Source organism: Neorhizobium lilium (assembly GCF_004053875.1).
GTDB lineage: Bacteria > Pseudomonadota > Alphaproteobacteria > Rhizobiales > Rhizobiaceae > Neorhizobium > Neorhizobium lilii.
Genome location: NZ_SBIP01000001.1, coordinates 1 through 25,104, shown reverse-complemented (window position 1 = coordinate 25,104; position 25,104 = coordinate 1). Strand labels below are relative to the sequence as shown.

Genomic DNA, 25,104 nt, shown 5'->3' with positions numbered 1-25,104 from the left:
CACCTCGCTAGCGTCAGTCCGTTTCATGGCTTTCACCCTCCGCCAGCTTCAATATTTCGTCGCCGTGGCAGAGCAGGGTTCGATTACCCGTGCCGCCCAGAATCTGTCGATCTCGCAGTCTTCCATTACGGAGTCGCTGAAGGAGCTGGAGAGCGATCTTGGCGTCAGCCTTTTCGAGCGGCATCCGCGCGGGCTGACGATTACCCATAACGGCCACCAGTTCCTGCGCCACGCGACCAAGGTCCTCTCCGCGGTTTCAGACGCACGACACAGCTTCGCATCCGGTGAAACGGCGACATCCGGCACGCTCAATATCGGTGTCACATCATTGGTTGCAGGTTATGTCCTGTCCGACCTTCTCGCCCGCTTTCGCCGGGCTTGCCCGCGGGTCGAGGTGAGCGCGATTGAGGACAATGGCGGTTATCTCGAACATCTGCTGGTCGGCGGCGAGCTCGATGTTGCTGTCATGGTGATCTCCAACCTGCGCGACCGCATGGCGCTGCAGGCGGAAATCCTTGAAACATCGCCTTATCGCCTTTGGCTTCCAATGGGCCATCCGCTTGTATCGGCCGACATTATTTCGGTCGCCGACATCGCCCGTGAGCCGCTGATCATGCTGACCGTGGACGAGATCGAGGAGAATACCGGCAAGCTGCTATCGGCTCTCGGCGCGAGGCCCCACGTCGCCTTTAGAACCCGATCCGTTGAGGCAGTGAGAAGTCTCGTCGCGACCGGAGCGGGCGTGTCGCTGCTGCCTGAACTCGTTTACCGTCCCTGGTCGCTGGAAGGCGACCGGATCGAAAGCCGAGACGTTTCGGGTTCGTTGCCGGTGGTGCAGGTCGGTATCGTCTGGCGCAAGGGATCCAGCCTTTCGCAGGCCGCACGTGATTTTATCGGCGTCGCGGAAAGCATGAGGTCAGGCCGCGTACGCATGTAGATATCGGAATTTCCGATATCGCCGTTCTGATAAATGAATTTGCGAAGGCGGGATTTTCGTCGCACTTTTTCTCTGGGAACAAACGCCGCAAAAGCGGTATCCAAGAACCGGGAGACAGACGATGAAATATCTTCTGAAGTCGTGCACCGTTGCGCTTGCCAGCCTGAGTTTTGTCACGCAGACCGTTGCAGCCGAGCCGTTGAAAGCGCTTAGCAAGGGGGAGGGTGCCGTTACCATCGTGGCCTGGGCAGGCTACATCGAGCGCGGCGAGACCGACAAGGCCTATGACTGGGTTTCCGATTTCGAGAAGGAATCCGGCTGCAAGGTTTCCGTCAAGACGGCGGCGACCTCGGACGAGATGGTCGCGTTGATGAACGAAGGCGGTTTCGACCTCGTCACCGCCTCCGGCGATGCGTCGCTTCGACTTATAGCCGGAAAGCGAGTCCAGCCGATCAATACCGATCTCATTCCCAGCTTCAAGCAGATCGACGAGCGGCTTCAGAGTGCGCCATGGCACACGGTGAAGGGCGTCCACTACGGCGTGCCCTATCTTTGGGGTCCGAACGTGCTGATGTACAATACGGACGCCTTCAAGGACAAGGCGCCGACCAGCTGGAACGTCGTGTTCGAAGAGCAGACCCTGCCGGACGGCAAGTCCAACAAGGGCCGGGTACAGGCCTATGACGGCCCCATTTATATAGCCGACGCCGCCATGTATCTGATGGCGCACAAGCCTGATCTGGGCATCAAAGACCCATACGAGCTGAACGAAGATCAGTACAAGGCGGCGCTCGACCTCCTGCGCGGCCAGCGCCAGCTCGTGTCGCGCTATTGGCACGACGCGATGATCCAGGTCGACGACTTCAAGAACGAAGGCGTCGTGGCCTCCGGTTCCTGGCCCTTCCAGGTGAACCTCATGCAGGCAGACAAGCAGAAGATCGCCTCGACCTTCCCCGAGGAAGGAGTGACAGGCTGGGCCGATACGACGATGTTGCATGCCGATAGCGAGCATCCGAACTGCGCCTATATGTGGATGGAGCATTCGCTCAAGCCGAAGGTTCAGGGTGATGCTGCTGCATGGTTCGGTGCTGTTCCCTCAGTCCCCGCCGCCTGCAAGGGGAACGAGCTATTGACCGACGAAGGTTGCAAGACCAACGGCTACGAGCACTTCGACCGGATCAAGTTCTGGAAAACGCCGGTCGCCAAATGCACGTCGCAGAGCGAGTGCGTGCCCTATCACCGCTGGGTTTCCGATTATATCGGTGTGATCGGCGGCCGCTAAGCGCCGCTCCTTTATCTGCCCCTCCAGGAGGGGCAGATCGACCTCGCCCTTCATCCGGAGCCAGCCATGACACCTGCCGTTCGCTTCCAGAAGGTCTCGCGTCATTTCGGGGCGGTCCGCGCCGTCGATGGCGTCGATCTCGATGTCGCTTCGGGTGAGTTCTTCGCCATGCTCGGCCCTTCTGGGTCGGGCAAGACGACATGCTTGCGGCTGATCGCCGGCTTCGAGCAACCGACTGCGGGTAGCATCGAGATCTTTGGCGAACGGGCCGAGGGCGTGCCGCCCTACAGGCGCAACGTCAACACGGTCTTTCAGGACTATGCGCTCTTCCCGCATCTCAACATTCTGGACAATGTCGCGTACGGCCTGATGGTTAAGGGCATAAGCAAGACAGATCGATATAAGGAGGCCGAGAAGGCCCTGGAGCTCGTCAAGCTGCCCGGCTATGGCAGCCGCAAACCGAGCCAGCTGTCGGGCGGCCAGCGGCAGCGCGTGGCGCTCGCCCGAGCTCTCGTCAACAAGCCGAAAGTCCTGCTGCTCGATGAGCCGCTCGGGGCGCTCGACCTTAAACTGCGCGAGCAGATGCAGGAGGAGCTGAAGAGCCTGCAGCGGGCTCTCGGCATAACTTTTGTGTTCGTGACGCATGACCAAGGCGAGGCGTTGTCCATGGCGGACCGCGTGGCGGTGTTCAACAATGGCGGCATCGTCCAGCAGGGCACCCCGCAGGAGATCTACCGGCGGCCGAAGACAAGGTTCGTGGCGGACTTCGTCGGCTCCTCAAACCTGCTCTCGCCGGACCTCATGGCGTCGCTCGGCGGCGAGCGTCGCTGGGCCAGCCTTCGTCCAGAAGCAGTGCGAGTGGCAAGTGAGGGGGCGGAAGCAGTGGTCGAGAATGTAAGCTTTCTAGGAGCCGGCACTCGGCTTGCGGTTGAGCTTGGCAGTGCGCGCTTGCACGTGATGCTGCCGGCGGGCGCGGATGTGCCGGATGTGGGCACGCCTATCCGCCTCTCTTGGAATAGCCAGGACATCCACTACATGGACGACGCGGCATGACGGTATTGACGGTCGATACGCCCGGTTCGTCTATCCTTCCGCGACGCGGTGGTTTCGCCGGGGCATTGTCGGACGCCTTCTGGCGGCATCCGTTGCTGCTGCTCATCCTCATGCTGACGCCGCCGCTTCTGTGGCTGGGCATCATCTATATCGGCTCATTGATTGCTCTTCTGCTGCAGAGCTTTTTCTCGATTGACGATTTTTCCGGGGTGGTGAACCCGGAGTTCACTCTGGCGACCTATGCGCAACTGCTGAACGGCACCAATCTCGACATCATTCTGCGCACCGTCAGCATGGCGGCTTTGGTCACATTGGCTTCGGCCGTGCTCGCCTTCCCGATCGCCTACTATGCTGCCCGCTATGCGAAAGGCCGGTGGAAGGCATTCTTCTACCTCGGCGTCATGCTGCCGCTCTGGTCGAGCTATCTCGTCAAGGTCTATGCCTGGAAGCTGATCCTCGCCAAGGAGGGAATCGTCACCTGGGTGTTTGCCAAGCTGCACCTGGGTTTTGTGCTGGAAGCCATCCTGTCGCTGCCGGTAATCGGTGGCAATTCGCTCTCCGTCAGCTATCTCGGCACCTTCCTTGTCTTTGTCTATATCTGGTTGCCCTACATGATCCTGCCGACCCAGGCGGCGTTGGAGCGCGTGCCCGCAAACCTCATCGAGGCTTCGGCCGATCTCGGCGCCTCGCCGCGGCAGACGTTCCGCACGGTGCTGCTGCCGCTCGCCCTGCCTGGCATCGTCGCCGGCTCGATCTTCACATTTTCACTGACGCTCGGCGACTACATCATCCCGCAGATCATCGGCTCGTCGCGACTGTTCATCGGCCAGGCCGTCTATGCACAGCAGGGTACGGCCGGCAATGTGCCGCTGGCGGCGGCCTTTTCGGTCGTGCCGATCGTCATCATGGGGCTATATCTTGCGGCAGCGAAGAGATTGGGGGCGTTCGATGCGCTCTGACCGCGGTCAAAAATCACCGCTTCTTCTCAAGGTTTGCGCTGCCGGCGGCCTGCTCTTCTTGCACCTGCCGATCCTGCTGATTTTCGCCTATGCCTTCACGACGGAGGAGAAGAGCTACCAGTGGCCGCCGCCCGGCCTCACGCTCAAATGGTTCGCCGTAGCCTGGAATCGGGCGGATGTCTGGTCGGCGCTGGCTCTCTCGGTGCAGGTTGCGTGTATCGCGACGGTGATCGCGCTTGTGCTGGGCACGCTTTGTGCCGCCGCGGTCAGCCAGACGAAGTTCTTCGGCCGGGAAGCCATCTCGCTGCTCGTCATCCTGCCGATCGCGCTTCCGGGCATCGTTACCGGTATCGCATTGCGCTCCGCCTTCAGCCTGTTCGACATCCCGTTTTCGGTGTGGACCATCGTGCTCGGCCACGCCACTTTCTGCGTCGTCGTCGTCTACAACAATGCGGTCGCCCGCTTCCGTCGCACCTCGGGCTCTTTGATCGAGGCCTCCATGGATCTCGGCGCGGACGGTTTCCAGACCTTCCGGCACGTGATCCTGCCGAATATCGGCACGGCGCTGCTGGCCGGCGGCATGCTCGCCTTCGCGCTGTCGTTCGACGAGGTGATCGTCACCACCTTCACCGGCGGCCAGCAGGCGACGCTGCCGATCTGGATGCTGGAAGAACTTATCCGGCCGCGCCAGCGACCGGTCACCAATGTCGTGGCCATGCTGGTCGTTATCGTTACATTCCTGCCGATCCTGGCAGCTTACTACCTCACCCGCGACGGCGATCAGATCGCCGGTTCCGGCAAATGAAAGGGAGAACGTCATGGATACCGCAATGCTGATCGGGTCACGCTTCGAGGCGGGGATGGAAACCGAAGAGGTCATTCTCAATCCGAAGACGGGAGAGAAGGTTCTCGATCTTCCCGAGGCGTCTTCCGGACAGATCGATGCGGCGGTGGACGCGGCGGAAAAGGCTTTCAAAGGCTGGTCGAGAACCACGCCATCGGAACGTGCTTCCTATCTGCTGAAGATCGCGGATGCGATCGAAAAGGATGCTGAAGGGTTCGCGACCCTCGAAGCCCTGAACTGCGGCAAGCCGATCAATGCCGTCCTGAACGACGAGCTTCCCGCAATCGTGGACTGCTACCGTTTCTTTGCCGGTGCCGTGCGCAACCTCCATGGCCCTGTGGCCGGCGAGTACATGCCGGGCCACACCTCGATGATCCGACGCGACCCGGTCGGGATCGTCGGCTCCATCGCGCCCTGGAACTACCCGCTGATGATGATGGCCTGGAAGCTTGCGCCGGCCATTGCCGGTGGAAACACTGTGGTCTTCAAGCCCTCGGAACAGACCCCGCTGACGGCCCTGAAGATGGCGAAGCTTCTGTCCGATATCCTGCCGGAGGGCGTGGTGAACGTGATCCTCGGACGCGGCGAGAGCGTCGGCAATACCCTGATCAACCATCCGAAAATCAACATGGTGTCCATTACCGGCGATGTCGCGACGGGCAAGAAGGTGCTCGCCGCCGCCGCAAAGACGGTGAAGCGCACCCATCTGGAGCTCGGCGGCAAGGCCCCGGTCATCGTTTTCGACGACGCGGATATCGATGCGGTCGTCGCGGGCATCCGCACCTTCGGCTATTATAACGCCGGTCAGGACTGCACCGCCGCCTGCCGCATCTATGCCGATGCCAGGGTCTACGACAATTTCGTCGCTGACCTCACCTCGGCCGTTTCCTCCATCAAGTTCAACCAGGCGGACGACACCGAGAACGAGATCGGACCATTGATCTCCAAGCGCCAGCGGGATCGGGTCGAGAGCTTCGTGACACGCGCCGCGGAGCACAAGCACATGGAGATCACCACCGGCGGGGCGACGTCAGGTGAGAAGGGCTTCTTTTTCGCGCCGACCGTGATCGCCGGTGCCACCCAGGAGGACGAGATCGTCCGTCGCGAAGTGTTCGGCCCGGTCGTCTCCGTAACCCGGTTTACCGAGGCGGAAGACGCGATTGCCTGGGCGAACGACAGCGACTACGGCCTTGCCTCGTCTGTCTGGACCAAGGACATTGCCCGAGGCATGAAGACGGCATCGCAGCTCCAATATGGCTGCACCTGGATCAACACCCACTTTATGCTGGTCAATGAGATGCCGCATGGTGGGCTGAAGCAATCGGGCTATGGCAAGGACATGTCCGTTTACGCGCTGGAGGATTACACGGCCGTGCGGCATGTCATGGTGCGCTACGAATAAACGCCGTCCAGCCGGGCAGCGGCACTGGCCTTGCCCGGCGGTTGCCTCAGATAGCCACCTGTTCGCCTATCTCCACGACACGGTTCGGCGGTAGCTTGAAATAGGCCGAAGGATCGATCGCGAAGTCGGCAAGCGTCATGTAGAGCGTCTCCTGCCACCTTGGCAGTCCCGTATTCGGCGTGCTGATCAGATTGCGTCGGCCAAGATAGAACGAGGTGTGCATGATCTCGAACTTGAAGCCCTTCTTGCGGCACAGGCTGAGCGCCTTGGTGACATTCGGCTCTTCCATGAAGCCGAAGGTGATGTCGAGCCGCATGAAGCGCTTGGACAGCCTCGTCATCTGCACTCGCTCGCTTTGCGGCACATAGGGCTTGTCCTGCGTCCAGATGGTTAAAATGACGTTCTGCTCGTGCAGCACGTGGTTGTGCTTGATGTTGTGCAGCAGGACCGCAGGGGTACGATCGGGTACGCTGGTAAGGAACACCGCCGTTCCAGGCACGGTGACAGGTGCGTGTGCGGATGGCTTCTCCACCATTGGGATGAAGGTTTCGAGCGGAATGTCATTCTTGGCCGTCTTCTCCTTGATGTAGCGGGAGCCCTTGGTCCATGTCCACATCAGCAGCATGATGGCGAGCGCAAGCGCCACCGGCACCCAGCCTCCATCGTGGATCTTCAAGAGGTTCGCCGCCAGGAAGACGGATTCGATCAGGAAAAGCGGGATCAGAAGCGCACCGGCCACGAAGACCCTGTAGCCCCAGATCGAGCGAAGGAACTGAAAGGCCATCAAGGTTGTCACAACCATGGCGCCAGTCACGGAAATCCCATAGGCGGTCGCAAGCGATTCGGAATCGCGGAAGGACAGGATGAGCAGGATGACGCCGATAAAGAGCAGGGCATTCACCGCCGGCACGTAGATCTGTCCGGTATTCGTTTCCGATGTAAACTTGATCATCAGCCGCGGGAGGAAACCGAGATGCACAGCCTGGCGTGCCAGTGAGAAAGCGCCCGTGATGACCGCCTGGCTTGCGATGATCGTCGCCATCGTTGCCAGAATCACGACCGGCAGCAGCGCCCATTCCGGATACATCAGGTAGAACGGATTTTCGGCTGCGGCCGGATTGGACAGGACGAGAGCGCCCTGACCCAGATAGTTCAGCATCAGGGCTGGAAAGACCAGGATGAACCAGGCGATCTGGATAGGTTTGCGGCCGAAATGGCCAAGATCAGCGTAAAGCGCCTCAGCACCGGTAACAGTCAAGAAAACGGCGCCGAGCACGATGAACCCGACCGTTCCTGCATGGGTAATGAACCAGAGCGCATAGATGGGGTTGAGCGCTTCCAGGATCGTCCAGTCGTCGCCGATATGGATGATGCCGCCCCAGGCCATGGCGAGGAACCAGAGCACGGTGATGGGGCCAAAGAATTTCGAAACGGCCGCCGTGCCCTTTGACTGGACCAGAAACAACCCGACCATGATCACCACGGAAAGCGGCAGGACATAGCCAGACAAGGCGGGAGCCACCAGCTTGAGGCCTTCCAGCGCCGACATGACGGAGAGGGCAGGGGTGATCATGGCGTCGCCGATGAAGAGCGCCGCACCGATGAGGCCGGCAAAGAAGAGGACAGGCATGTAGCTACCGGTCTTCTTCATCAGCAGGGCGAGGAGCGCAAGTGTACCGCCTTCGCCATCATTGTCCGCTCTTAGGAGAAAGAGGACATATTTGAAGGTGACGATCACGGTCAGTGTCCAGACCATGAGCGAAATCAGGCCGATGACTTCGAAATGGTGGAAACCATCCGATGCGAAAGGCCGTAAAGCCTCACGAAAGGCGTAGAGGGGGCTGGTGCCGATGTCGCCATAGACGACGCCGATGGATCCCATGACGAGCAACAGGAGCTTGCGGGCTTCCGATGTGGACCCGGTCGCGTCGGTGGTCGACGAAGTCATGCTGTCTCCGGTCTTGCATTTGGCGTGGTCGCGGCGCCACAGGAACACTAATGGAACTTTCAATGCAATCCGGTAAACACGGGCGATTGATTTTTGATCCCTGCAAACAGGCCAGTTGATCATGTGCGGGCGGTTGAGCAGATCCGCCCGCACATGATCCGCAACCTTATGCCTCGCGGTCGCCCGTGAAGTTCAGCAGCAGTTGGAAGATGTTGACGAAGTTCAGGTAGAGCGACAGCGCTCCGAACACAGCCAGCTTCTGGCGTGATTCCTGGTCGTAGTTTTCTGCGTATTGTTCCTTGATGTTCTGCGTGTCCCAGGCGGTCAGGCCGACGAAGACGACAATGCCGATGATGGAGACGGCGAACTGCAGGGCGCTGGAGCCCAGGAATATGTTGACGATCGAGGCGATCATAACGCCGATCAGGCCCATGATCATGAACGAACCGAACTTCGCAAGGTCACGCTTGGTCGTGTAGCCGTAGAGGCTGGTGGCGCCGAACATGGTGGCTGCAATGAAGAAGGTGCGTGCGATACTTGCGCCGGTAAAGACCAGGAAAACCGAGGCAAGCGAGAGGCCCATCACCGCGCAGAATGCGAAGAAGGTCATCTGCGCAGCCGGAGCCGACATGGTCTGGATACGGAACGAGAAGAAGAAGACGAAGGCGAGCGGCGCCAGCATCACCACCCACTTGAGCGGCGAGGAGAAGATAGGCACGTAAAGCGCAGGCGTCGTGCCGACGATCAATGCGACGATGCCGGTAACGACCAGGCCGAGGCCCATATAGTTGTAGACGCGCAGCATATGCTGGCGCAGCCCTTCGTCCAGGGCCGCCGATGTCTGGGAAATGCCGCCGAAGCGGTTCTGGTTCGGATACATGTATGTCTCCTTTCGTGGATGTTAATGGAGTGAGTTCTTAAGAAGCTCGGCTTCGTCCGAAAGGCCGGCTTCGGGATTGCTGGAAACGAGGGCATAGGCAATTTCGCCGATCTGCCACCATGCTGCCTCCGCGTTCGACATCTTGAGGTCCTTGACCGGTTCGACGCCGAAATGACCCGGGCGGACCGCGAACAGCGAAAGCCGCATTCCATCCTTCTCGATGGTCGCTTCCACACTCGGGCCGAAATCGGACGGGAAGATCTGGACGTCCACGACCTGCCAGTCCTTAGGCAGCTTCGGCATCAATATGGCGGTCGCTGCACGGATTTCCTCCCGGTCGTACGTCTTGACCTCCGGTTGGGACGGCATGGCTTCACGGACGAGCGACGTCTGGTGCGCGCGCAGGGCCTGTTCGACAAAGGCCGGAGGATGGGTAGAGGCATTGACCTCGCTCGGACCGAAGGGGCCGATGGAGGAGTTGGCGAACCACCCGATCGAAATCAGGACGGCGATAGCGGCAATACGCTGCAGGGATGTCCACATTCGGCGGCCCTCCAGGCTCGCCGTCAGCCGACGTGCCGCTTCGCGGGTCGCCGGGCTGCTGTTTGTCTGCTCCGTCTGCAGCGCCAGCTTCAGCGTCGTACGCATGCCAAGATCGGCCATGACACGTGCGGCCACATCCGGATGGCGGGCAAGATGGTTCTCTACCCGCAGGCGGGCCGGCGTATCCAGCTGGTTGTCGACATAGGCGTCGAGATCGGTTTCGTTCACGGCTTCGACGTCAGTCATTGCCGCCTCCTATCAATCTGAGATGGCTCGGCTGTTTCGGATCGTCTTCGAGAGAGCGAAGGCGCGCCCGGGCACGGGATATGCGCGACATCAAGGTTCCGATGGGAATGCCCAGCGACTCAGCCGCTTCCTGGTAGGTCATGTCCTCGACTGCAACCAGATGAAGGGCCTCGCGCTGCTCCTCCGGCAAGGTCATGAAGGCTTCGCGCACCTGCCGCAGTCGGATCGACTGTTCCTGGCTGGCCGGATAGGATAGCCCGGACTCATCGATACGTCCGCTTTCCTGGCGCAGCCGGGTGGCTTGCGCGCGATGCCGGTCGATATGCGTGTTGTGGAGAATGGCGAACAGCCAGGCGCGCAGATTGGCTCCCGTCCGGAAGGTCGCGCGGCGCTCATAGGCCTTTACTAGCGCGTCGTGCACGAGATCTTCCGCGTCTGACGAGGTCCTCGCAAGCGAGCGAGCATAGCGGCGCAGAGCCGTCAGCTGGGCGATCACATCGAAAGGGCGTTTCTCCTGGTTCATGCCCCTATATACGGATGATCAACGCGGTCTATTCCAGGGCACCGGAAATTTTTCGGCGGCTTCCCTTCGTGCGGTTTTCCAGCTGGACGACTGTCGCATTTGACATAGAGCAAGGAAGGCAGCTGTAGCGGACGACATAAGGCATGACGATCCTCGTCAGGAAAGCCAATATGCCCCATGCACTCGTTGCCAAATATGGTGAAGCCCGCCTCCCGCGCTATACCAGCTATCCGACCGCGCCCGCATTTTCGGCAGCGGTCGGGCCGGACGACTATGCGAAAGGGCTTGCCGGCCTGGGCGGATGCGATCCCGTCTCGCTTTACCTACACATTCCCTTCTGTCGATCCATGTGCTGGTATTGCGGCTGCCATACCAGCATTACCAGACAGGACGGGCCGATTATCGACTACCTTAAAGTCCTGAACCGGGAGATCGAACTGGTTTCCAGTGCGTCAGGCCATGCCTCGCCGGTCAAGAATGTCCATTTCGGGGGCGGCACGCCGACCATCCTGAAGCCGCAGGAATTTGCGGCCTTGATGACAAAGCTCAGAAGCGCCTTTCAGCTCGCGGATGACGCCGGCATTGCCATCGAAATCGATCCCCGGACGCTCTCGGCCGCGATGATCGGAACCCTCGCAGAAAACGGTGTCAACCGGGCAAGCCTCGGCGTCCAGAGCTTCGATATCACAGTCCAGCACGCTATCAACCGGGTGCAGAGCATCGAGCAGACCGAAGCAGCAGTCACGAGGCTGCGCGAGGCCGGAACGAAAAGCATCAACTTCGACCTGATCTACGGCCTGCCGCACCAGACGGTTCAATCCTGCGTGGATACAGTCAAAGCTTCGCTCGAGATGAAGCCGGATCGCTTTTCGGTATTCGGTTATGCCCATGTGCCGGCGTTCAAGAAACACCAGCGATTGATCGAGGAAGATACGCTTCCCGGTGCAAGCGAGAGGAACGAGCAGGCGGAAGCGATTGCAAAAGAACTGGCAGCTGCGGGCTATGTCCGCATCGGGCTCGATCATTTCGCCCTTCCGGAGGATACGCTAGCAATCGCGTCCATGTCGGGCACGCTGCGGCGGAATTTCCAGGGATATACGGACGACAGCTGCGATACGTTGATCGGGTTGGGGGCTTCCGCCATCGGAAATCTGCCAGCGGGCTATTTCCAGAATGAGGTTCCTCTCGGACGCTATGCGGAGCAGGTGTCGTCCGGCAATCTTCCAACGGCCAAGGGATATCTCATGACGGAGGAGGATAAGCTGCGGGCGAAGATCATCGAGCGCCTGATGTGCGATTTCGAGGTCGATCTGGAAGCGCTGTGTCGTGGGACAGGTCTCGACCATGCCGAACTGACCAAGGACAATGATCGGCTCGCAGAACTGGTTGCCGATGGCGTCGTTCGCATGACGGGTGACCGCGTGATCGTTTCACAGGATGCTCGCTTCATGGTGCGCGCCGTGGCCGCGGCCTTCGATGCCTATCTCGGCTCCTTCGGCCGCACCCATGCCAAGGCGGCATGAGGGCACGGTCATCGTCGGCTACGCGTTGTTTAGAAGAGGGCGACACCCACCGCGGTGCCGCCCTCAACATTTTACTGCGAGACCTGTGCGAGGTCTGCATCCAGGCGTTTACGTGCCAAGGGCGGAACTTTGGCGGTCTTGATGGTGTCGAGATTGGTCGGGTTGTCGCCGACTTGGATCAGCGCGACCATTCCCATGCCGGCGTGCGGTGTGCATTTGACAACATAGGCGCCCGGCACGTCGAATTTGGTCTGGAACTGTTCGTTGGGCTTCGACTTGAATTCTGCTGCACCCTGCGGAATGAGGCCGGGAAATGTCTCTACATTGTGGCCCTTATCGGTGGGCACGAAGGTGACGGTGTCGCCGGGAGCAATCTTCACGAAGCCAGGCTCGAATACCATGGCGCCGTCCGCGCCCTTGTTAAGCAATTGGATCTGATGATCGGCGGCCAACAGCGGCATCGCCGAAGCGACCAGAGCTGCGGTGGCGGCGATTAGACCAATCTTGAAACGCATTTGCATGTCTCCTGTTGAGGCCACTTTGGCCCTGCCAGTCTTCTATGCGATGTGCGGAATTTGCTCTTTGACACGCGTCAAACGCAATAAAATCAATGCCCCGTCGATGCCAGCAGCATAGCTGCCGATTGGCTCTGCCGGCTAAGGCGGTGCCAGATCTCGTCGTTACAAGTGAGGGAATTCTCTGTCAGGGCCGTTCAGGAGCTCGCGGATGGTGCTGGCGAGTTCGCGCGCCGTATATGGTTTCCTCAGCCACTGCGCGCCGGGGATGATGTTCTTGGCCGCGAGCGCAGGCTCCGAATATCCCGACGTGAACAGCACTGCCAGATCAGGGCGGATCTCGCGAGCTTCTTGGGCAAGCTCATCGCCGGTCATGCCGCCGGGCATGACGATGTCGGTGAACAGCAGAGCAATGTCCCTGTTGTCCTTCAGGATAGCGAGGGCGCCATGGCCACTCTCTGCTTCGAGGACCGAATACCCCATACTCGACAGCCGTGCGACAGCAACGCGGCGGACGCGCCGGTCATCCTCCACCACCAGAACGGTCTCGTCTCCTTGGGGAAGAGGCATTTCTGCCGCGCCTGCTTCTTCATGCGCCGGTTGCATCGTCCTGCCACTCATGGCCGGGAGATAGATGCGGATCGTCGTACCATGATCGATCTCGCTATAAAGCTGCAGATGACCTCCGGATTGCTTTACGAAGCCATAGACCATGCTCAAGCCGAGGCCCGTTCCCGAGCCGGTCTTCTTGGTGGTGAAAAAGGGCTCGATCGCGTGCTTGCGAACCTCCTCGTTCATGCCGATGCCGGTATCCGTCATGGCAATGAGGATGAAGTCGCCGCTGCGCACCTCCGGATACATTTTAGCATAATCGGCATCGAGCTGGACGCGAGAGATTTCCATGGTCAGCTTGCCGCCCTTTGGCATGGCGTCGCGTGCGTTGATTGCAATGTTCAGAATTGCATTTTGCAGCTGTGAGCTATCGACAAGCACATCGAAGTTCGAGCCTGTAAGTATGGTAGAGAGCTTGATGTCTTCGCCCAGAGTACGCCGCAGCAGGTTGGAAAAGCCGCTGATCAGCTGGCCGAGATCCGCCTGCTTCGGGTTCAGCGGCTGGCGCCGTCCGAACGCCAGAAGCTGGCCGGTGAGCTTGGCGCCGTCGGACGCCGCCTCCTGCGCCTCCTTGAGAATGTCCCGAAGCGGACCGGGCGGCAGCTTCTCCTCGACCATTTCCAGATTGCCGCTGATGACGGTCAGGAGATTGTTGAAGTCATGGGCAATGCCGCCGGTCAGCTGTCCGACGGCCTCCATCTTCTGGGCCTGGCGGAGGTCTTCCTCGATCTTGTAGCGGCTGGTCAGGTCTCGCACGAAACCGGTGAAGATCCGCTCTCCATTCACCGTCGCTTCGCCGACATGAAGTTCCATCGGAAATTGCGTGCCGTCGGCGCGCTGGCCGGTGACGACCCGGCCGTAACCGATGATGCGTTTCTCACCCGTTTCCAGATAATGGCCAATATAATCGTCGTGGGCTTCGCGATCCGGATTGGGCATGAGCGTGCTGACATTCTTGCCGCAGATCTCTTCCCCCTTCATGCCGAACAGCTTTTCCGCCGCCTTGCTGAAGGACTGCACGATCCCCTTGTGGTCGATCACCACCATGGCGTCCGGCACCGTATCGAGGATTGAACTCAGATGAGCCTCGCGCGACCTCACCGCCGCCTCCGCCTTGCGAAGGGGGCTAACATCGCTATTGGTCTGAATGATCGCCTGCTCGCCGTCCGGCAGGTTTACGAGAACGCAACGTGCGGCGACGTGGATGTCATACCCGTTTTTGTGACGGTGAATCATTTCGCCCTGCCAAAAGCCTTGGAACTTGATCTGATCGAGGACGGCCTCGCGAGGCTGGGGCAGCGTCGTCGCAAGAAGATCGTAGATCTTTTGCCCGACGGCTTGTTCCGGCGTCCATCCGTACATGTTCTCACACCCGATAGACCAATGGGTGATCGTTCCTTCGAAATGGTAGACCACGATATCGGCCCCATCCAGTACATGCACAAGCGCCTCCAGTTCCTGGGGCGACGCGGTTCTTGGAGATACGAGACGATGAGGCATGGCTAACATAGGTCTGCGGTTGTTCAGTGGATGCCCATCCTATGGCAGTTTTCCGAATGAAAAGCATCGGCATTACCGCAGAGCCGGGAGAGCCGACTGAAACAGATGATCCGCAGGTTGTGTCGGCCTTCCGGAACCACGATCTTCCTTGCCGCGAGCTTGCTGATCGTGCGCGATACGGTCTCGATCGTCATGCCCAGATAGTCTGCGATGTCCTGACGGTTCATCGGCACCTGAAGCAGGCCTGTCTGGCCCGGAGCCCCGCCTCGCGAGGCAAGCTCCACCAGGAAGCTGCAGAGTCTTTCCTCCGCATTCTTCTTGGACAGAAGCACCATCTGCTCATGGGCTGCTGCTGTTTCCTCGCACAGAAGCTTGATATATTCCGGACGAAGGACGTCCGAGCCAGTAACTTCACTGAGGAAGGTTTTGCGGGAAATGCGGCGAATCTTGCACTCGGTCACCGCTTCCGCCGTAAACGGAAACTCGCCCTGAACAAACGCGCCGACCACGTCACCGGCATACTGAAACGCCGTGATCGCCCTGCGGCCTTCGCCGATGATGCGCTGTAGGCGGACGACGCCTTCGACGACCTGGAAGAGGTGGCTCGCCGAATCACCTTCCCAACAGACGGCTTTGCTAGCTGGCACGGTTTCGAGCGCAGACATCTGAAACAGCGCCAACAGGGATTGGCAGGGCGTCGACCCGCGCGAGGGTGATGTGCGAGGCTGGACCGCCTCTCTCGCATAACCTGCAATCTCGAACGCGTTTTTGCCCTGCATCAGCATCGTCATGTCCCCTTTGTTTGATGAGGACGAGATTAGGAGTGTCGTGTCACACAAGGATGAGCGGCGTGTACCAATTGGTAAGACCGCGTAACAGTTCGTAACAACCCGCACTGCCAGACGTAGGCTTTGGATCTCATTGATGTAAATCAAGGAGGTCTTGCCGGCTCCATGAGAGTCCTCCCTCAAGTACGAGAAGGTCGGCCGCATTGCGGTCGGCCGCGCACTGGGGACGACATGATGAATTACACGACGGAAACCGTGGTGGTCGCAGTTGCAGCGTTTCTGGCTTTGCTGGGAGCAGCCTTTGCTCACGACCACCTGTTTGCAGTCCATATGGGCACACTATGTCTCTGCCTTCTGGCAGGTACGATCTTGCTGATGAGAAAAATCGACTTCTCGGTCGCTGGCCCTCAGCCGAGAGTCGAGCCGTCGGGCTATTTCGACGAAGTCATACGTTACGGGCTGATCGCAACCGTATTCTGGGGCGTCGTCGGCTTTCTCGTCGGCGTGATCGTCGCGGCCCAGCTTGCGTTCCCCGATCTCAATTTCGCACCCTATCTGAATTTCGGCCGGTTGCGCCCGGTTCATACTTCGGCGGTTATCTTCGCTTTCGGCGGCAACGCGCTGATCATGACGTCCTTCTATGTCGTGCAGCGCACCTGTCGCGCCCGCCTGTTCGGCGGCAATCTCGCCTGGTTCGTCTTCTGGGGCTACCAGCTCTTCATCGTGCTCGCGGCGACCGGCTATGTGCTGGGGATTTCCCAAGGTCGCGAATATGCCGAGCCAGAATGGTATGTCGATCTGTGGCTGACGGTTGTCTGGGTGGCCTATCTTCTGGTTTACCTGGGCACGATCCTGAAGCGCAAGGAGCCGCATATCTATGTGGCAAACTGGTTCTACCTCGCCTTCATCGTCACCATCGCCATGCTGCATGTGGTCAACAACCTGGCGGTCCCTGTCTCCTTCCTGGGCTCGAAGAGCTATTCGGTCTTCTCGGGCGTCCAGGATGCGCTGACGCAATGGTGGTACGGCCATAACGCAGTGGGCTTCTTCCTGACCGCCGGCTTTCTCGGAATGATGTACTATTTCGTTCCCAAGCAGGCCAATCGCCCGGTCTATTCCTACCGCCTGTCGATCATCCACTTCTGGGCGCTGATCTTCATGTACATATGGGCCGGCCCGCACCATCTGCACTATACGGCACTGCCGGACTGGGCGCAGACGCTCGGCATGGTCTTCTCCATCATGCTGTGGATGCCTTCATGGGGCGGCATGATCAACGGCCTGATGACGCTGTCAGGCGCCTGGGACAAGATCCGCACCGATCCGATCATCCGCATGATGATCATCGCCATTGCCTTCTACGGCATGTCCACCTTCGAAGGCCCGATGATGTCGGTCAAGACGGTGAACTCGCTCAGCCACTATACCGAATGGACCATCGGTCACGTTCACTCCGGCGCGCTCGGCTGGGTCGGCATGATCACTTTTGGCGCCATCTATTATCTGACGCCGAAACTGTGGGGCCGCGAGCGGTTGTACAGCATGCGTATGGTCAACTGGCACTTCTGGCTCGCTACCCTCGGCATCGTGGTCTACGCCGCCGTTTTGTGGGTCGCTGGCATCCAGCAGGGGCTGATGTGGCGCGAGTACAATTCGCAAGGCTTCCTGGTCTACTCCTTCGCAGAAACCGTCGCTGCCATGTTCCCCTACTACCTGGTGCGTACCCTTGGCGGCGCGCTTTACCTGGCAGGCGGCTTGGTAATGGCGTGGAACGTGTTCATGACCATCCGCGGCCACGTACGCGACGAAGCGGCTCTCCCGACCACCTATGTGCCTCAGGCACAGCCCGCCGAGTGAGGTGAAGACATGGCATCGATATTAGACAAACACAAAATCATCGAGAAGAATGCGACGCTTCTTCTGGTCGGCTCGCTTCTGGTGGTCAGCATCGGCGGCATCGTTGAGATTGCCCCGCTGTTCTACCTGCAGAATACGATCGAGAAGGTGGAAGGGATGCGGCCCTATACACCGCTCGAACTGGCCGGACGCAACATCTATGTCCGCGAAGGCTGCTACGTTTGCCATAGCCAGATGATCCGGCCCTTCCGCGATGAAGTGGAACGCTACGGCCATTACTCGCTGGCGGCAGAGTCGATGTACGACCATCCCTTCCAGTGGGGCTCCAAGCGCACCGGGCCGGATCTGGCCCGCGTGGGTGGCCGCTACTCCAACGAATGGCACGTCCAGCACCTGTCCGATCCGCGCGCTGTTGTGCCGGAGTCGATCATGCCGCGCTATGCCTTCCTCTCGCAGACGGAAGTGACCGTCAAGGATGTGGGCATGGACCTCAAGGCGAACGAGATTGTCGGCGTCCCCTACACCGATGAGATGCTGACCAATGCCGAGGCCGACATGAAGGCGCAGGCCGATCCGAACGTCGATACCACCGGCCTGCTCGCTCGCTATCCCAAGGCCAAGGTGGGCGACTTCGACGGAGATCCGACCAAGCTTACGGAGATGGACGCGCTGGTGTCCTACCTGCAGATGCTCGGCACCCTGGTCGACTTCTCCACCTATGACGACGCCACCGGCTATCGATGAGGTCAACAATGGAACTTTACACGGCAATGCGGCACTTCGCCGACAGTTGGGGGCTTCTGGCCATGTCGGCCTTCTTCGTCTGCGCGGTGCTTTTCACCCTGCGTCCCGGCGGCAAGCAGAGAGCCAAGGAAGCCGCCGATATTCCTCTGAAGGATGATTGAGATGCCGGAAAAGCACATCGATGAAATCAGCGGCGTCGAAACCACCGGCCACGAATGGGACGGCATTCGCGAACTGAACAATCCTATGCCTCGCTGGTGGGTCTATACTTTCTATGCCACCATTCTCTGGGCAATTGGATACGCAATCGCTTATCCCGCTATCCCCATGATTACCTCGGCCACCAAAGGCTATCTGGGCTTTTCGAGCCGTGCAGAGCTGCAGCAGGATCTGGATCATGCCAAGGTTGCCCAGGCGCAGTTCCAGGAGATGATCGCTACGAAAAGCGTGCAGGAGATCGACGCGGATGCGACGCTTCGGGAATTCGCCATCGCCGGCGGTGCCTCGGCCTTCAAGGTCAACTGCGCGCCGTGCCACGGCTCCGGTGCAACCGGTGGCCCCGGATTCCCCAACCTCAACGATGACGACTGGCTGTGGGGCGGTGATCTCGACGCGATCCAGACCACGATCGCTCACGGTGTCCGCTATGATACGGATCCGGATACGCATGTATCCGAAATGCCTGCCTTCGCCGAAATACTGGATCTGGATCAGACCCGGCAGGTCGCAGCCTATGTCTGGAGCCTGACGAACAAGCCATCAAACCCGGCATTGGCGGAAGCAGGAAAGCAGATATTCATGGACAACTGCGCCGCCTGCCATGGCGACGATGCCAAAGGCAAAGCCGAGATGGGCGCGCCGAACCTTGCCGATGCCATCTGGCTGAAGGGCAGGGGAGAAGATGCGATCGTCCGGCAGGTGATGTCACCAAAGCATGGTGTGATGCCGGCCTGGCAGGGACGTCTCGGCGACACTGCAGTCAAGCAGCTCACGGTTTTCGTGCACTCGTTGGGTGGCGGCAGGTAACAAGGACAATCCGCCGTCAACCGGTCTGCAAGCAAGAAGCCACGTCATCGGAAGCGGTGCCGTGGCTTCTTGCGTCCTTGACCTTGGTCAATGAAGGGGATCGGCGGGAGTGGGAAGAGGACAGTTAGTGATTGGACAGGTCCCATGAATCTTTACTCGGCGCAGGACAGGAAAGACGTAGAACAGCTCCACGCGGAGCCGGTCAACGCGCGTCGGAACCGCCAGCCGCTCTATGCGGCCCGTAAGAAGATTTTCCCAAAGCGCGCCGAAGGTCAGTTTCGCCGCTTCAAGTGGATCGTGATGCTGGTCACACTCGGCATCTACTATATTTCGCCCTGGATACGCTGGGACCGCGGCCCTTTTGCCCCCGATCAGGCTATTCTCATAGATCTGTCTTCGCGCCGCTTCTTTTTCTTTTTCATCGAGATCTGGCCACAGGAATTCTATTATGTGGCCGGCCTTCTCGTCATGGCGGGATTCGGTCTCTTCCTCGTCACCTCTGCGGTCGGGCGCGCCTGGTGCGGTTATGCCTGTCCGCAGACGGTATGGGTGGATCTCTTTCTGGTCGTCGAGCGCGCGATCGAAGGCGACCGTAACGCCCGAATGAAACTGGATGCCGGTCCCTGGACGTTCGACAAGCTCAGGAAGCGCGTGGCGAAGCATGCGATCTGGCTGGTGATCGGAATGGCAACCGGCGGCGCCTGGATCTTTTACTTCGCAGACGCCCCGACACTGGCGGTGTCGCTGCTTACCGGAAAAGCCTCAATGGCCGCCTATGCAACCATCGCCGTTCTCACGGCTACAACCTATGTGCTGGGCGGTCTCATGCGCGAACAGGTCTGCACCTATATGTGCCCCTGGCCGCGCATTCAAGGCGCCATGTTGGACGAAAACTCGCTCGTCGTCACCTATAACGACTGGCGCGGCGAACCACGCACCCGCCATGCCAGGAAGGCCGTAGCACAAGGTGCGATGGTCGGTGACTGTGTGGACTGTAACGCCTGCGTTGCGGTCTGTCCCATGGGGATCGACATTCGCGACGGCCAGCAGATGGAATGCATCACCTGCGCTCTCTGCATCGACGCCTGTAATGGCGTCATGGACAAGACCGGCAAGCCGCGCGGCCTCATCGCCTACGCCACGCTGAGCGAATATGCAGGCAACATGGCGCTGGCCACCGATGGTGGTCGGACGGCGGTACAGCCGAGCCGGGTGCGCAACCCGGACGGCAGCTTCACAGACACGATCCGTCACTTCGACTGGCGCATCATCTTCCGGCCGAGGGTCGTCTTTTATGCGGTGATCTGGATGTCGGTCGGCATCGCCATGCTGGTCCATCTGGCCATGCGCGACCGCCTCGAGCTCAACGTCGTTCACGACCGCAACCCGCAATATGTGCTGGAAAGCAACGGTTCGATCCGTAACGGCTATACCTTGCGCGTCCTCAATATGGTGCCTGCGCAGCGAAGGATCGTGCTTAGTCTCGCAGGTCTGGAAGGCGCTACCATGCGCATCGCCGAACTCGGCAGGCAAGAGGGCCGCAGCTTCATTATCGATGCCGCACCCGATGCTGCGACCAGTCTCAAAGTCTTCGTGACGCTTAACCCCAATGCCGCGAGGGCGGAGGGCTTCCTGTTCGTTCTCGAAGCCGAGGATCATTCCGACAGAGCGACCTATCGGGCCGCATTCAACGCACCAGGAGATGTCCAGTGATCACCCGCACGCCAGAGTTTACCGGCCGCCACATGCTCATCACCACGGTCACGTTCTTCGGCGTGGTCATCACCGTCAATGTCACCATGGCCTATCTGGCCTCGTCTAGCTGGAGCGGATTGGTGGTGGAGAACACCTATGTCGCCAGCCAGGAGTTCAACGGCAAGGCAGCAGCGATGAAGGCCATGGCAGCCTCCGGGATCGTCGGCAGCCTTTCGCTCAAGGACAATGCCATCCACTACGACCTGCGCAATCGAGATGGCACGCCGGCGGATGTGGACGAGGTGGTTGCAAACTTCAAGCGCCCGGTGGGAGACCATGAGGATTTCAAGCTCGCTCTGCGCCAGACGGCAAAGGGTCGCTTCGAAGCCGTTCATCCGGTTTCCGCCGGCGACTGGATTGTAGAGGTCACATCGCGCAGGGAAGGAGCCCTGGTCATGCATGAGGCCACGCGTATCGATACTGCGGGGTTGGACCAGTGAGCTGCTGCGGCGTCAATGCGGAAGGTGTGCTGGCGCTGAATTCCGTTTCCATCAGCGCCGAAGAGATCGCGCTTGCCAGCCATCCGCTGGGGGAGGGCCTTCAGCAGCTCGATCTCAGCATTCCCGACGTGCACTGCGGCGAGTGCATCGTCACCATCGAAACGGCGCTGTTGAGGCTTCCTTACGTGCGCAAGGCGCGGGTGAATCTCACGTCGAGGCGCGTCTCTTGCGTCTACAGCGAACATACCCCGGACGGACCGATCGATCCGGCCGGTATCATCGAGGCGATCAACGCCACAGGCTACCGCGCCAACCTGCTTGCCCAAGCCGATTCGCAAAGCGAAAAAAACAAAAACCAGCTTCTGCTTGCGGTCGGCGTATCCGGCTTTGCCGCCGCCAATATCATGCTTCTCTCCGTATCCGTCTGGTCGGGTGCGGACGCCGCGACGCGAGACATGTTCCACTGGATCTCGGCAATGATCGCAGCGCCGGCGCTGATCTATGCGGGGCGGTTCTTCTTTCGCTCCGCCTGGAATGCGTTGAGGCGGGGCCGCACGAACATGGATGTGCCGATTTCGCTGGCAGTGACGCTCTCCTATGCCGTTTCTTTATGGGAGACCATGCACCACGGAGAGCACGCATGGTTCGACGCCACGGTTTCCCTCCTCTTTTTCCTTCTTATTGGCCGGACCCTCGATCACATCATGCGCGACAAAGCGCGTTCGGCGATCAATGGATTGGCGCGGCTGGCGCCGCGTGGCGCACTTCTGGTGTCGGCTGACGGCTCGCGCCGCTACGTGGCAGTCGAAGAGGTTAAAGTCGGTGACGAGATCGCTATCGCCGCAGGCGACCGCATTCCTGTCGATGGCACGGTGTTTGGCGGGGAAAGCGATCTCGACCTGTCCATCGTGACCGGCGAAAGCAGGCCGGTTTCCGTTTCTGACGGAGCAGAGGTGAGCTCCGGGGCGATGAACCTGACGGGCGCGCTTCTGGTGCGTGCCACCAGGCTTGCCCGAAATTCGCTGCTGGCGGAAATCATGGCCCTTATGGAGGCGGCGGAAGGCGGCCGAGCCCGGTATCGCCTCATCGCTGACCGTGCCGCATCTCTCTATTCGCCCGTTGTTCATATCCTCGCACTGACCAGTTTCCTTGCCTGGGGATTTTTGGGCGGTGATTGGAAGCATGCCATGCTGATCGCTGTCGCCGTCCTGATCATCACCTGCCCCTGCGCACTTGGCCTGGCCGTTCCGGTCGTGCAGGTGGTTGCAGCAGGCGAGTTGTTCCGCAAGGGCGTCATGGTGAAGGATGGCTCGGCGCTGGAACGGCTGGCCGAGATCGATACCGTTGCCTTCGACAAGACCGGGACTTTGACGCTTGGAAGCCCCAGGCTCGTGAATATTCAAGCGACAAACGACAGCGATCTGGCCACTGCGGTTGCGCTGGCGGTTCATTCGCGCCACCCTCTGTCCCAAGCCCTGGTTCGCAGCAGTAGTTCAGCACATTCCATCTTCGACCGCGTCCGCGAAACGGCAGGCGGCGGCCTGGAGGCGTTTTCTGGCGATGATGTCTACAGGCTAGGGAGTGCTGCTTTCGCGTGCGGCCAAAGCCATGGGGCATCCGGCTCGGACAATCCGTTGACGGAGGTGGTTCTATCGAAGAACGGTGCCACGCTGGCGCACTTCTTTTTCGACGACACGCTTCGCCCGGGCGCGCTGGAAACTGTTTCGCGGCTTCAGTCAACGAGCTTCCAAATTGTGATGGTTTCCGGCGACAGGCAAAGCGTCGTCAATCGCACGGCCCGCGCATTGGGCCTGGATCGGGCCCTGGGCGCCCTGACGCCGAAGCAGAAGGTCGAGGAGATCGCGCGTCTCAGCGAGGGCGGTCACCGCGTCCTCATGGTCGGCGACGGCATCAACGATGCGCCGGCGCTGGCGGCTGCGCATGTCTCCATGGCACCGTCCACCGCCTCCGATGTAGGGCGCCAGGCAGCAGACCTTGTTTTCTTCAGCGACAGGCTCGACATCGTACCGCAGGCGATACACGTCGCGCGCCAGTCGGCACGACTGATTCGCCAGAACTTCGCACTTGCGATCGGCTATAACGTGCTTGCCGTCCCGATCGCTATCGCCGGATACGCAACGCCGCTGATCGCTGCCATCGCCATGTCGACCTCGTCGCTCATCGTCGTCGCCAACGCTCTGAGGCTGAGCCGGCTCGCTGCCGTGACAGCTGCGCCATGGAAATCGACGCCGGCGGTCGCTTACGAGGCGAATCCCATATGAATATGCTGATCTATCTCATCCCCATTGCCCTCTTCATGGGTGCGATGGGTCTAGGCGCCTTTCTATGGTCGCTTCGCAGCGGCCAATATGACGATCTTCAGGGTGCGGCTTGGCGCATCCTGGCTGAGGACGATACCGATCAGCCGAAGCCGTAGTCATGGCCGTTTGCTCCAGTCCCAAAAAGACGGAGCAGCCCATGCTGCACCGCGACAATCAGGACGGTAGCGCGTGACGCGATCCTTTGGTAACGCTCTCGGGCAAGTAGGGGTAGCGGTACGAGTGTGAGATATGGAACCAGATCGTATTCTGGTGGTGGATGACGATGCCCGGATCAGGCAGATGCTGATCCGTTATTTCGAAGACAATGGCTTCAAGGTTACTGCGGTGGGCGACGGGGTCTCCATGCGCGCCGAACTGGCCAAGTCGAGTTATGCGGCCGTCTTCCTCGATCTCGTGCTGCCGAACGGCGAGAACGGGCTGGAGTTGTTGAGGGAGCTTCGGGCGACGTCCGACATGCCCGTGCTCATGCTCACTGGCCAGGATGACATCACCGACAAGGTGGTAGGTCTCGAGATCGGTGCGGACGATTACATCGCCAAGCCCTTCCACCTGCGTGAACTGCTGGCACGCTTAAGAACTGTGTTGCGTCGGCGCAGTTTGACGGAGCACGCAACTCCGCTTGCCAAGGCAGACGAGGAGACGCTGCGATTCGATGGCTGGCAGCTCGATATATCGCGCCGGCGGTTGACGGGGCCGAACGGCCAGGATGTTACGCTCACGAGCGGCGAATTCGACATGCTTCTGGTATTTGTTCGCAATCCTGGGCGCGTCATGTCTCGAGAGACCCTGATGAACCTCACCAGGAACCGGGATCTGGAAGCATTCGACAGAGCCATCGATGCCCAGATCGTTCGGTTGCGCAAGAAGATCGAGCAGGATCCCAAGGAGCCGGTGCTGATCCAGTCGGTTCGCGGGGTTGGCTATGTCTTTACAGGACGCCGGTCGTGAAGCCGCTCCCTGTCTCAGCGGCCGTTTCCGAAGTACGCCGCCGGCGTGTTAACCAATAATCATCCAAGACCGCTATAATCGGGCAAACATGATGTCTGCAGGCACTTGACGCATATCAAATACCCTTGCGCGGCTTCGTATTATTCGTGCTGTACGACGACTGGAGTGTGAAATGGATTTCGAGGCATTTTTCAAGGGCGCGCTTGACGGACTTCACGCGGAAGGTCGGTATCGGGTGTTTGCCGATCTGGAGCGTCACCGGGGGAATTTCCCGCGTGCCACCCGTCATACGCCAGACGGTGCCAGGGATGTCACAGTCTGGTGTTCGAACGACTATCTGGGCATGGGCCAGCATCCGGCAGTGATCGCGGCCATGCACGAGGCGATCGACCACTGTGGCGCGGGTGCGGGAGGCACCCGGAATATCTCTGGCACGA

The 25,104-nt window shown here is 59.9% G+C and carries 23 protein-coding genes and 1 pseudogene; 17 read left to right on the top strand and 7 right to left on the bottom strand.

What is annotated here, in order from left to right:
* Nucleotides 1–25: 25 nt before the first annotated feature.
* From EPK99_RS00120 to EPK99_RS00095, 6 genes are all read left to right on the top strand, one after another.
* On the top strand, nucleotides 26–937 hold the full coding sequence (locus tag EPK99_RS00120; RefSeq protein WP_128440615.1) for a LysR family transcriptional regulator: 912 nt from the start codon (nucleotides 26–28) through the stop codon (nucleotides 935–937).
* Between the two features lie 121 nt (nucleotides 938–1,058).
* Complete coding sequence (locus EPK99_RS00115; RefSeq protein ID WP_128440614.1) at nucleotides 1,059–2,219, top strand: ABC transporter substrate-binding protein; 1,161 nt, start codon at nucleotides 1,059–1,061, stop codon at nucleotides 2,217–2,219.
* A gap of 66 nt (nucleotides 2,220–2,285) precedes the next feature.
* On the top strand, nucleotides 2,286–3,272 hold the full coding sequence (locus EPK99_RS00110) for an ABC transporter ATP-binding protein (protein ID WP_128440613.1): 987 nt from the start codon (nucleotides 2,286–2,288) through the stop codon (nucleotides 3,270–3,272).
* The gene (locus EPK99_RS00105; protein WP_128440612.1) at nucleotides 3,269–4,231 is read left to right on the top strand and encodes an ABC transporter permease; all 963 of its coding nucleotides are present in this window, start codon (nucleotides 3,269–3,271) and stop codon (nucleotides 4,229–4,231) included. Before EPK99_RS00110 ends, EPK99_RS00105 begins: the two co-directional genes overlap by 4 nt.
* Nucleotides 4,221–5,036: an ABC transporter permease gene (locus EPK99_RS00100; RefSeq protein ID WP_128440611.1), complete on the top strand. Its 816-nt coding sequence runs from the start codon at nucleotides 4,221–4,223 to the stop codon at nucleotides 5,034–5,036. The genes EPK99_RS00105 and EPK99_RS00100 overlap by 11 nt, the downstream gene beginning before the upstream one ends.
* 13 nt (nucleotides 5,037–5,049) lie before the next feature.
* The gene (locus tag EPK99_RS00095; protein WP_128440610.1) at nucleotides 5,050–6,477 is read left to right on the top strand and encodes a gamma-aminobutyraldehyde dehydrogenase; all 1,428 of its coding nucleotides are present in this window, start codon (nucleotides 5,050–5,052) and stop codon (nucleotides 6,475–6,477) included.
* 46 nt (nucleotides 6,478–6,523) lie between these two features.
* Here the strand turns inward: EPK99_RS00095 and EPK99_RS00090 are convergent, their stop codons facing one another.
* The 4 genes from EPK99_RS00090 to EPK99_RS00075 all read right to left on the bottom strand — a co-directional run bounded on the left by EPK99_RS00090 (nucleotide 6,524) and on the right by EPK99_RS00075 (nucleotide 10,617).
* A complete protein-coding gene (locus tag EPK99_RS00090) occupies nucleotides 6,524–8,425 on the bottom strand; it encodes a potassium transporter Kup (protein ID WP_128440609.1) in 1,902 nt (633 codons plus the stop codon).
* 166 nt (nucleotides 8,426–8,591) lie between these two features.
* Nucleotides 8,592–9,305, bottom strand: coding sequence for a Bax inhibitor-1/YccA family protein (locus EPK99_RS00085; RefSeq protein WP_128440608.1), 714 nt, complete (start codon nucleotides 9,303–9,305; stop codon nucleotides 8,592–8,594).
* 21 nt (nucleotides 9,306–9,326) lie between these two features.
* A complete protein-coding gene (locus tag EPK99_RS00080; protein ID WP_128440607.1) occupies nucleotides 9,327–10,094 on the bottom strand; it encodes an anti-sigma factor family protein in 768 nt (255 codons plus the stop codon).
* On the bottom strand, nucleotides 10,087–10,617 hold the full coding sequence (locus EPK99_RS00075) for a sigma-70 family RNA polymerase sigma factor (protein WP_128440606.1): 531 nt from the start codon (nucleotides 10,615–10,617) through the stop codon (nucleotides 10,087–10,089). Before EPK99_RS00075 ends, EPK99_RS00080 begins: the two co-directional genes overlap by 8 nt.
* Before the next feature lie 170 nt (nucleotides 10,618–10,787).
* Here EPK99_RS00075 and hemN point away from each other — a divergent pair, with 170 nt between their 5' ends.
* Nucleotides 10,788–12,140, top strand: a complete 1,353-nt coding sequence (hemN, locus tag EPK99_RS00070) for an oxygen-independent coproporphyrinogen III oxidase (RefSeq protein WP_128440605.1) — start codon at nucleotides 10,788–10,790, stop codon at nucleotides 12,138–12,140.
* Nucleotides 12,141–12,211: 71 nt separating this feature from the next.
* Here hemN and EPK99_RS00065 read toward each other — a convergent pair whose 3' ends face one another.
* From EPK99_RS00065 to EPK99_RS00055, 3 genes are all read right to left on the bottom strand, one after another.
* Entirely contained in the window at nucleotides 12,212–12,655 is a 444-nt protein-coding gene (locus EPK99_RS00065) for a pseudoazurin (protein ID WP_128440604.1), read from the bottom strand.
* A 165-nt stretch (nucleotides 12,656–12,820) separates the two neighbouring features.
* On the bottom strand, nucleotides 12,821–14,767 hold the full coding sequence (locus EPK99_RS00060; RefSeq protein ID WP_128440603.1) for a hybrid sensor histidine kinase/response regulator: 1,947 nt from the start codon (nucleotides 14,765–14,767) through the stop codon (nucleotides 12,821–12,823).
* Between the two features lie 23 nt (nucleotides 14,768–14,790).
* Nucleotides 14,791–15,552, bottom strand: coding sequence for a Crp/Fnr family transcriptional regulator (locus tag EPK99_RS00055; RefSeq protein ID WP_128442070.1), 762 nt, complete (start codon nucleotides 15,550–15,552; stop codon nucleotides 14,791–14,793).
* Nucleotides 15,553–15,789: 237 nt separating this feature from the next.
* On the opposite strand from EPK99_RS00055, the gene ccoN reads away from it, so the two are divergent.
* The 10 genes and pseudogenes from ccoN to EPK99_RS00005 all read left to right on the top strand — a co-directional run.
* The gene (ccoN, locus tag EPK99_RS00050; RefSeq protein ID WP_128442068.1) at nucleotides 15,790–17,412 is read left to right on the top strand and encodes a cytochrome-c oxidase, cbb3-type subunit I; all 1,623 of its coding nucleotides are present in this window, start codon (nucleotides 15,790–15,792) and stop codon (nucleotides 17,410–17,412) included.
* A gap of 9 nt (nucleotides 17,413–17,421) precedes the next feature.
* Nucleotides 17,422–18,156 (top strand): cytochrome-c oxidase, cbb3-type subunit II, encoded by a 735-nt coding sequence (gene ccoO / locus EPK99_RS00045; RefSeq protein WP_128440602.1) that lies wholly within the window; start codon nucleotides 17,422–17,424, stop codon nucleotides 18,154–18,156.
* A gap of 8 nt (nucleotides 18,157–18,164) precedes the next feature.
* Nucleotides 18,165–18,317, top strand: coding sequence for a cbb3-type cytochrome c oxidase subunit 3 (locus tag EPK99_RS00040; protein ID WP_128440601.1), 153 nt, complete (start codon nucleotides 18,165–18,167; stop codon nucleotides 18,315–18,317).
* A 1-nt stretch (nucleotide 18,318) separates the two neighbouring features.
* A complete protein-coding gene (ccoP, locus tag EPK99_RS00035; protein ID WP_128440600.1) occupies nucleotides 18,319–19,182 on the top strand; it encodes a cytochrome-c oxidase, cbb3-type subunit III in 864 nt (287 codons plus the stop codon).
* 144 nt (nucleotides 19,183–19,326) lie between these two features.
* The gene (gene ccoG / locus EPK99_RS00030) at nucleotides 19,327–20,895 is read left to right on the top strand and encodes a cytochrome c oxidase accessory protein CcoG (protein WP_128440599.1); all 1,569 of its coding nucleotides are present in this window, start codon (nucleotides 19,327–19,329) and stop codon (nucleotides 20,893–20,895) included.
* A complete protein-coding gene (locus EPK99_RS00025) occupies nucleotides 20,892–21,377 on the top strand; it encodes a FixH family protein (RefSeq protein WP_128440598.1) in 486 nt (161 codons plus the stop codon). The genes ccoG and EPK99_RS00025 overlap by 4 nt, the downstream gene beginning before the upstream one ends.
* On the top strand, nucleotides 21,374–23,659 hold the full coding sequence (locus EPK99_RS00020; RefSeq protein ID WP_128440597.1) for a cation-translocating P-type ATPase: 2,286 nt from the start codon (nucleotides 21,374–21,376) through the stop codon (nucleotides 23,657–23,659). Before EPK99_RS00025 ends, EPK99_RS00020 begins: the two co-directional genes overlap by 4 nt.
* Nucleotides 23,656–23,814, top strand: a complete 159-nt coding sequence (gene ccoS / locus EPK99_RS00015; protein WP_128440596.1) for a cbb3-type cytochrome oxidase assembly protein CcoS — start codon at nucleotides 23,656–23,658, stop codon at nucleotides 23,812–23,814. Before EPK99_RS00020 ends, ccoS begins: the two co-directional genes overlap by 4 nt.
* 133 nt (nucleotides 23,815–23,947) lie before the next feature.
* Nucleotides 23,948–24,667, top strand: a complete 720-nt coding sequence (locus EPK99_RS00010; RefSeq protein ID WP_128440595.1) for a response regulator — start codon at nucleotides 23,948–23,950, stop codon at nucleotides 24,665–24,667.
* Nucleotides 24,668–24,839: 172 nt separating this feature from the next.
* Nucleotides 24,840–25,104: pseudogene (locus EPK99_RS00005) on the top strand (5-aminolevulinate synthase); the annotation flags it as partial.

What these genes read in the sequence shown, in the direction of transcription:
- EPK99_RS00085 (WP_128440608.1), bottom strand. Translation starts at nt 9,305, where the DNA reads ATGTATCCGAACCAGAACCGCTTCGGCGGCATTTCCCAGACATCGGCG.
- EPK99_RS00100 (WP_128440611.1), top strand. Translation starts at nt 4,221, where the DNA reads ATGCGCTCTGACCGCGGTCAAAAATCACCGCTTCTTCTCAAGGTTTGC.
- EPK99_RS00110 (WP_128440613.1), top strand. Translation starts at nt 2,286, where the DNA reads ATGACACCTGCCGTTCGCTTCCAGAAGGTCTCGCGTCATTTCGGGGCG.
- hemN (WP_128440605.1), top strand. Translation starts at nt 10,788, where the DNA reads ATGCCCCATGCACTCGTTGCCAAATATGGTGAAGCCCGCCTCCCGCGC.
- ccoN (WP_128442068.1), top strand. Translation starts at nt 15,790, where the DNA reads ATGAATTACACGACGGAAACCGTGGTGGTCGCAGTTGCAGCGTTTCTG.
- EPK99_RS00055 (WP_128442070.1), bottom strand. Translation starts at nt 15,552, where the DNA reads ATGCTGATGCAGGGCAAAAACGCGTTCGAGATTGCAGGTTATGCGAGA.
- EPK99_RS00115 (WP_128440614.1), top strand. Translation starts at nt 1,059, where the DNA reads ATGAAATATCTTCTGAAGTCGTGCACCGTTGCGCTTGCCAGCCTGAGT.
- EPK99_RS00095 (WP_128440610.1), top strand. Translation starts at nt 5,050, where the DNA reads ATGGATACCGCAATGCTGATCGGGTCACGCTTCGAGGCGGGGATGGAA.
- ccoO (WP_128440602.1), top strand. Translation starts at nt 17,422, where the DNA reads ATGGCATCGATATTAGACAAACACAAAATCATCGAGAAGAATGCGACG.
- ccoS (WP_128440596.1), top strand. Translation starts at nt 23,656, where the DNA reads ATGAATATGCTGATCTATCTCATCCCCATTGCCCTCTTCATGGGTGCG.
- EPK99_RS00010 (WP_128440595.1), top strand. Translation starts at nt 23,948, where the DNA reads ATGGAACCAGATCGTATTCTGGTGGTGGATGACGATGCCCGGATCAGG.
- EPK99_RS00090 (WP_128440609.1), bottom strand. Translation starts at nt 8,425, where the DNA reads ATGACTTCGTCGACCACCGACGCGACCGGGTCCACATCGGAAGCCCGC.
- EPK99_RS00120 (WP_128440615.1), top strand. Translation starts at nt 26, where the DNA reads ATGGCTTTCACCCTCCGCCAGCTTCAATATTTCGTCGCCGTGGCAGAG.
- EPK99_RS00060 (WP_128440603.1), bottom strand. Translation starts at nt 14,767, where the DNA reads ATGCCTCATCGTCTCGTATCTCCAAGAACCGCGTCGCCCCAGGAACTG.
- ccoP (WP_128440600.1), top strand. Translation starts at nt 18,319, where the DNA reads ATGCCGGAAAAGCACATCGATGAAATCAGCGGCGTCGAAACCACCGGC.
- EPK99_RS00040 (WP_128440601.1), top strand. Translation starts at nt 18,165, where the DNA reads ATGGAACTTTACACGGCAATGCGGCACTTCGCCGACAGTTGGGGGCTT.
- EPK99_RS00065 (WP_128440604.1), bottom strand. Translation starts at nt 12,655, where the DNA reads ATGCGTTTCAAGATTGGTCTAATCGCCGCCACCGCAGCTCTGGTCGCT.
- EPK99_RS00080 (WP_128440607.1), bottom strand. Translation starts at nt 10,094, where the DNA reads ATGACTGACGTCGAAGCCGTGAACGAAACCGATCTCGACGCCTATGTC.
- EPK99_RS00075 (WP_128440606.1), bottom strand. Translation starts at nt 10,617, where the DNA reads ATGAACCAGGAGAAACGCCCTTTCGATGTGATCGCCCAGCTGACGGCT.
- EPK99_RS00105 (WP_128440612.1), top strand. Translation starts at nt 3,269, where the DNA reads ATGACGGTATTGACGGTCGATACGCCCGGTTCGTCTATCCTTCCGCGA.
- ccoG (WP_128440599.1), top strand. Translation starts at nt 19,327, where the DNA reads ATGAATCTTTACTCGGCGCAGGACAGGAAAGACGTAGAACAGCTCCAC.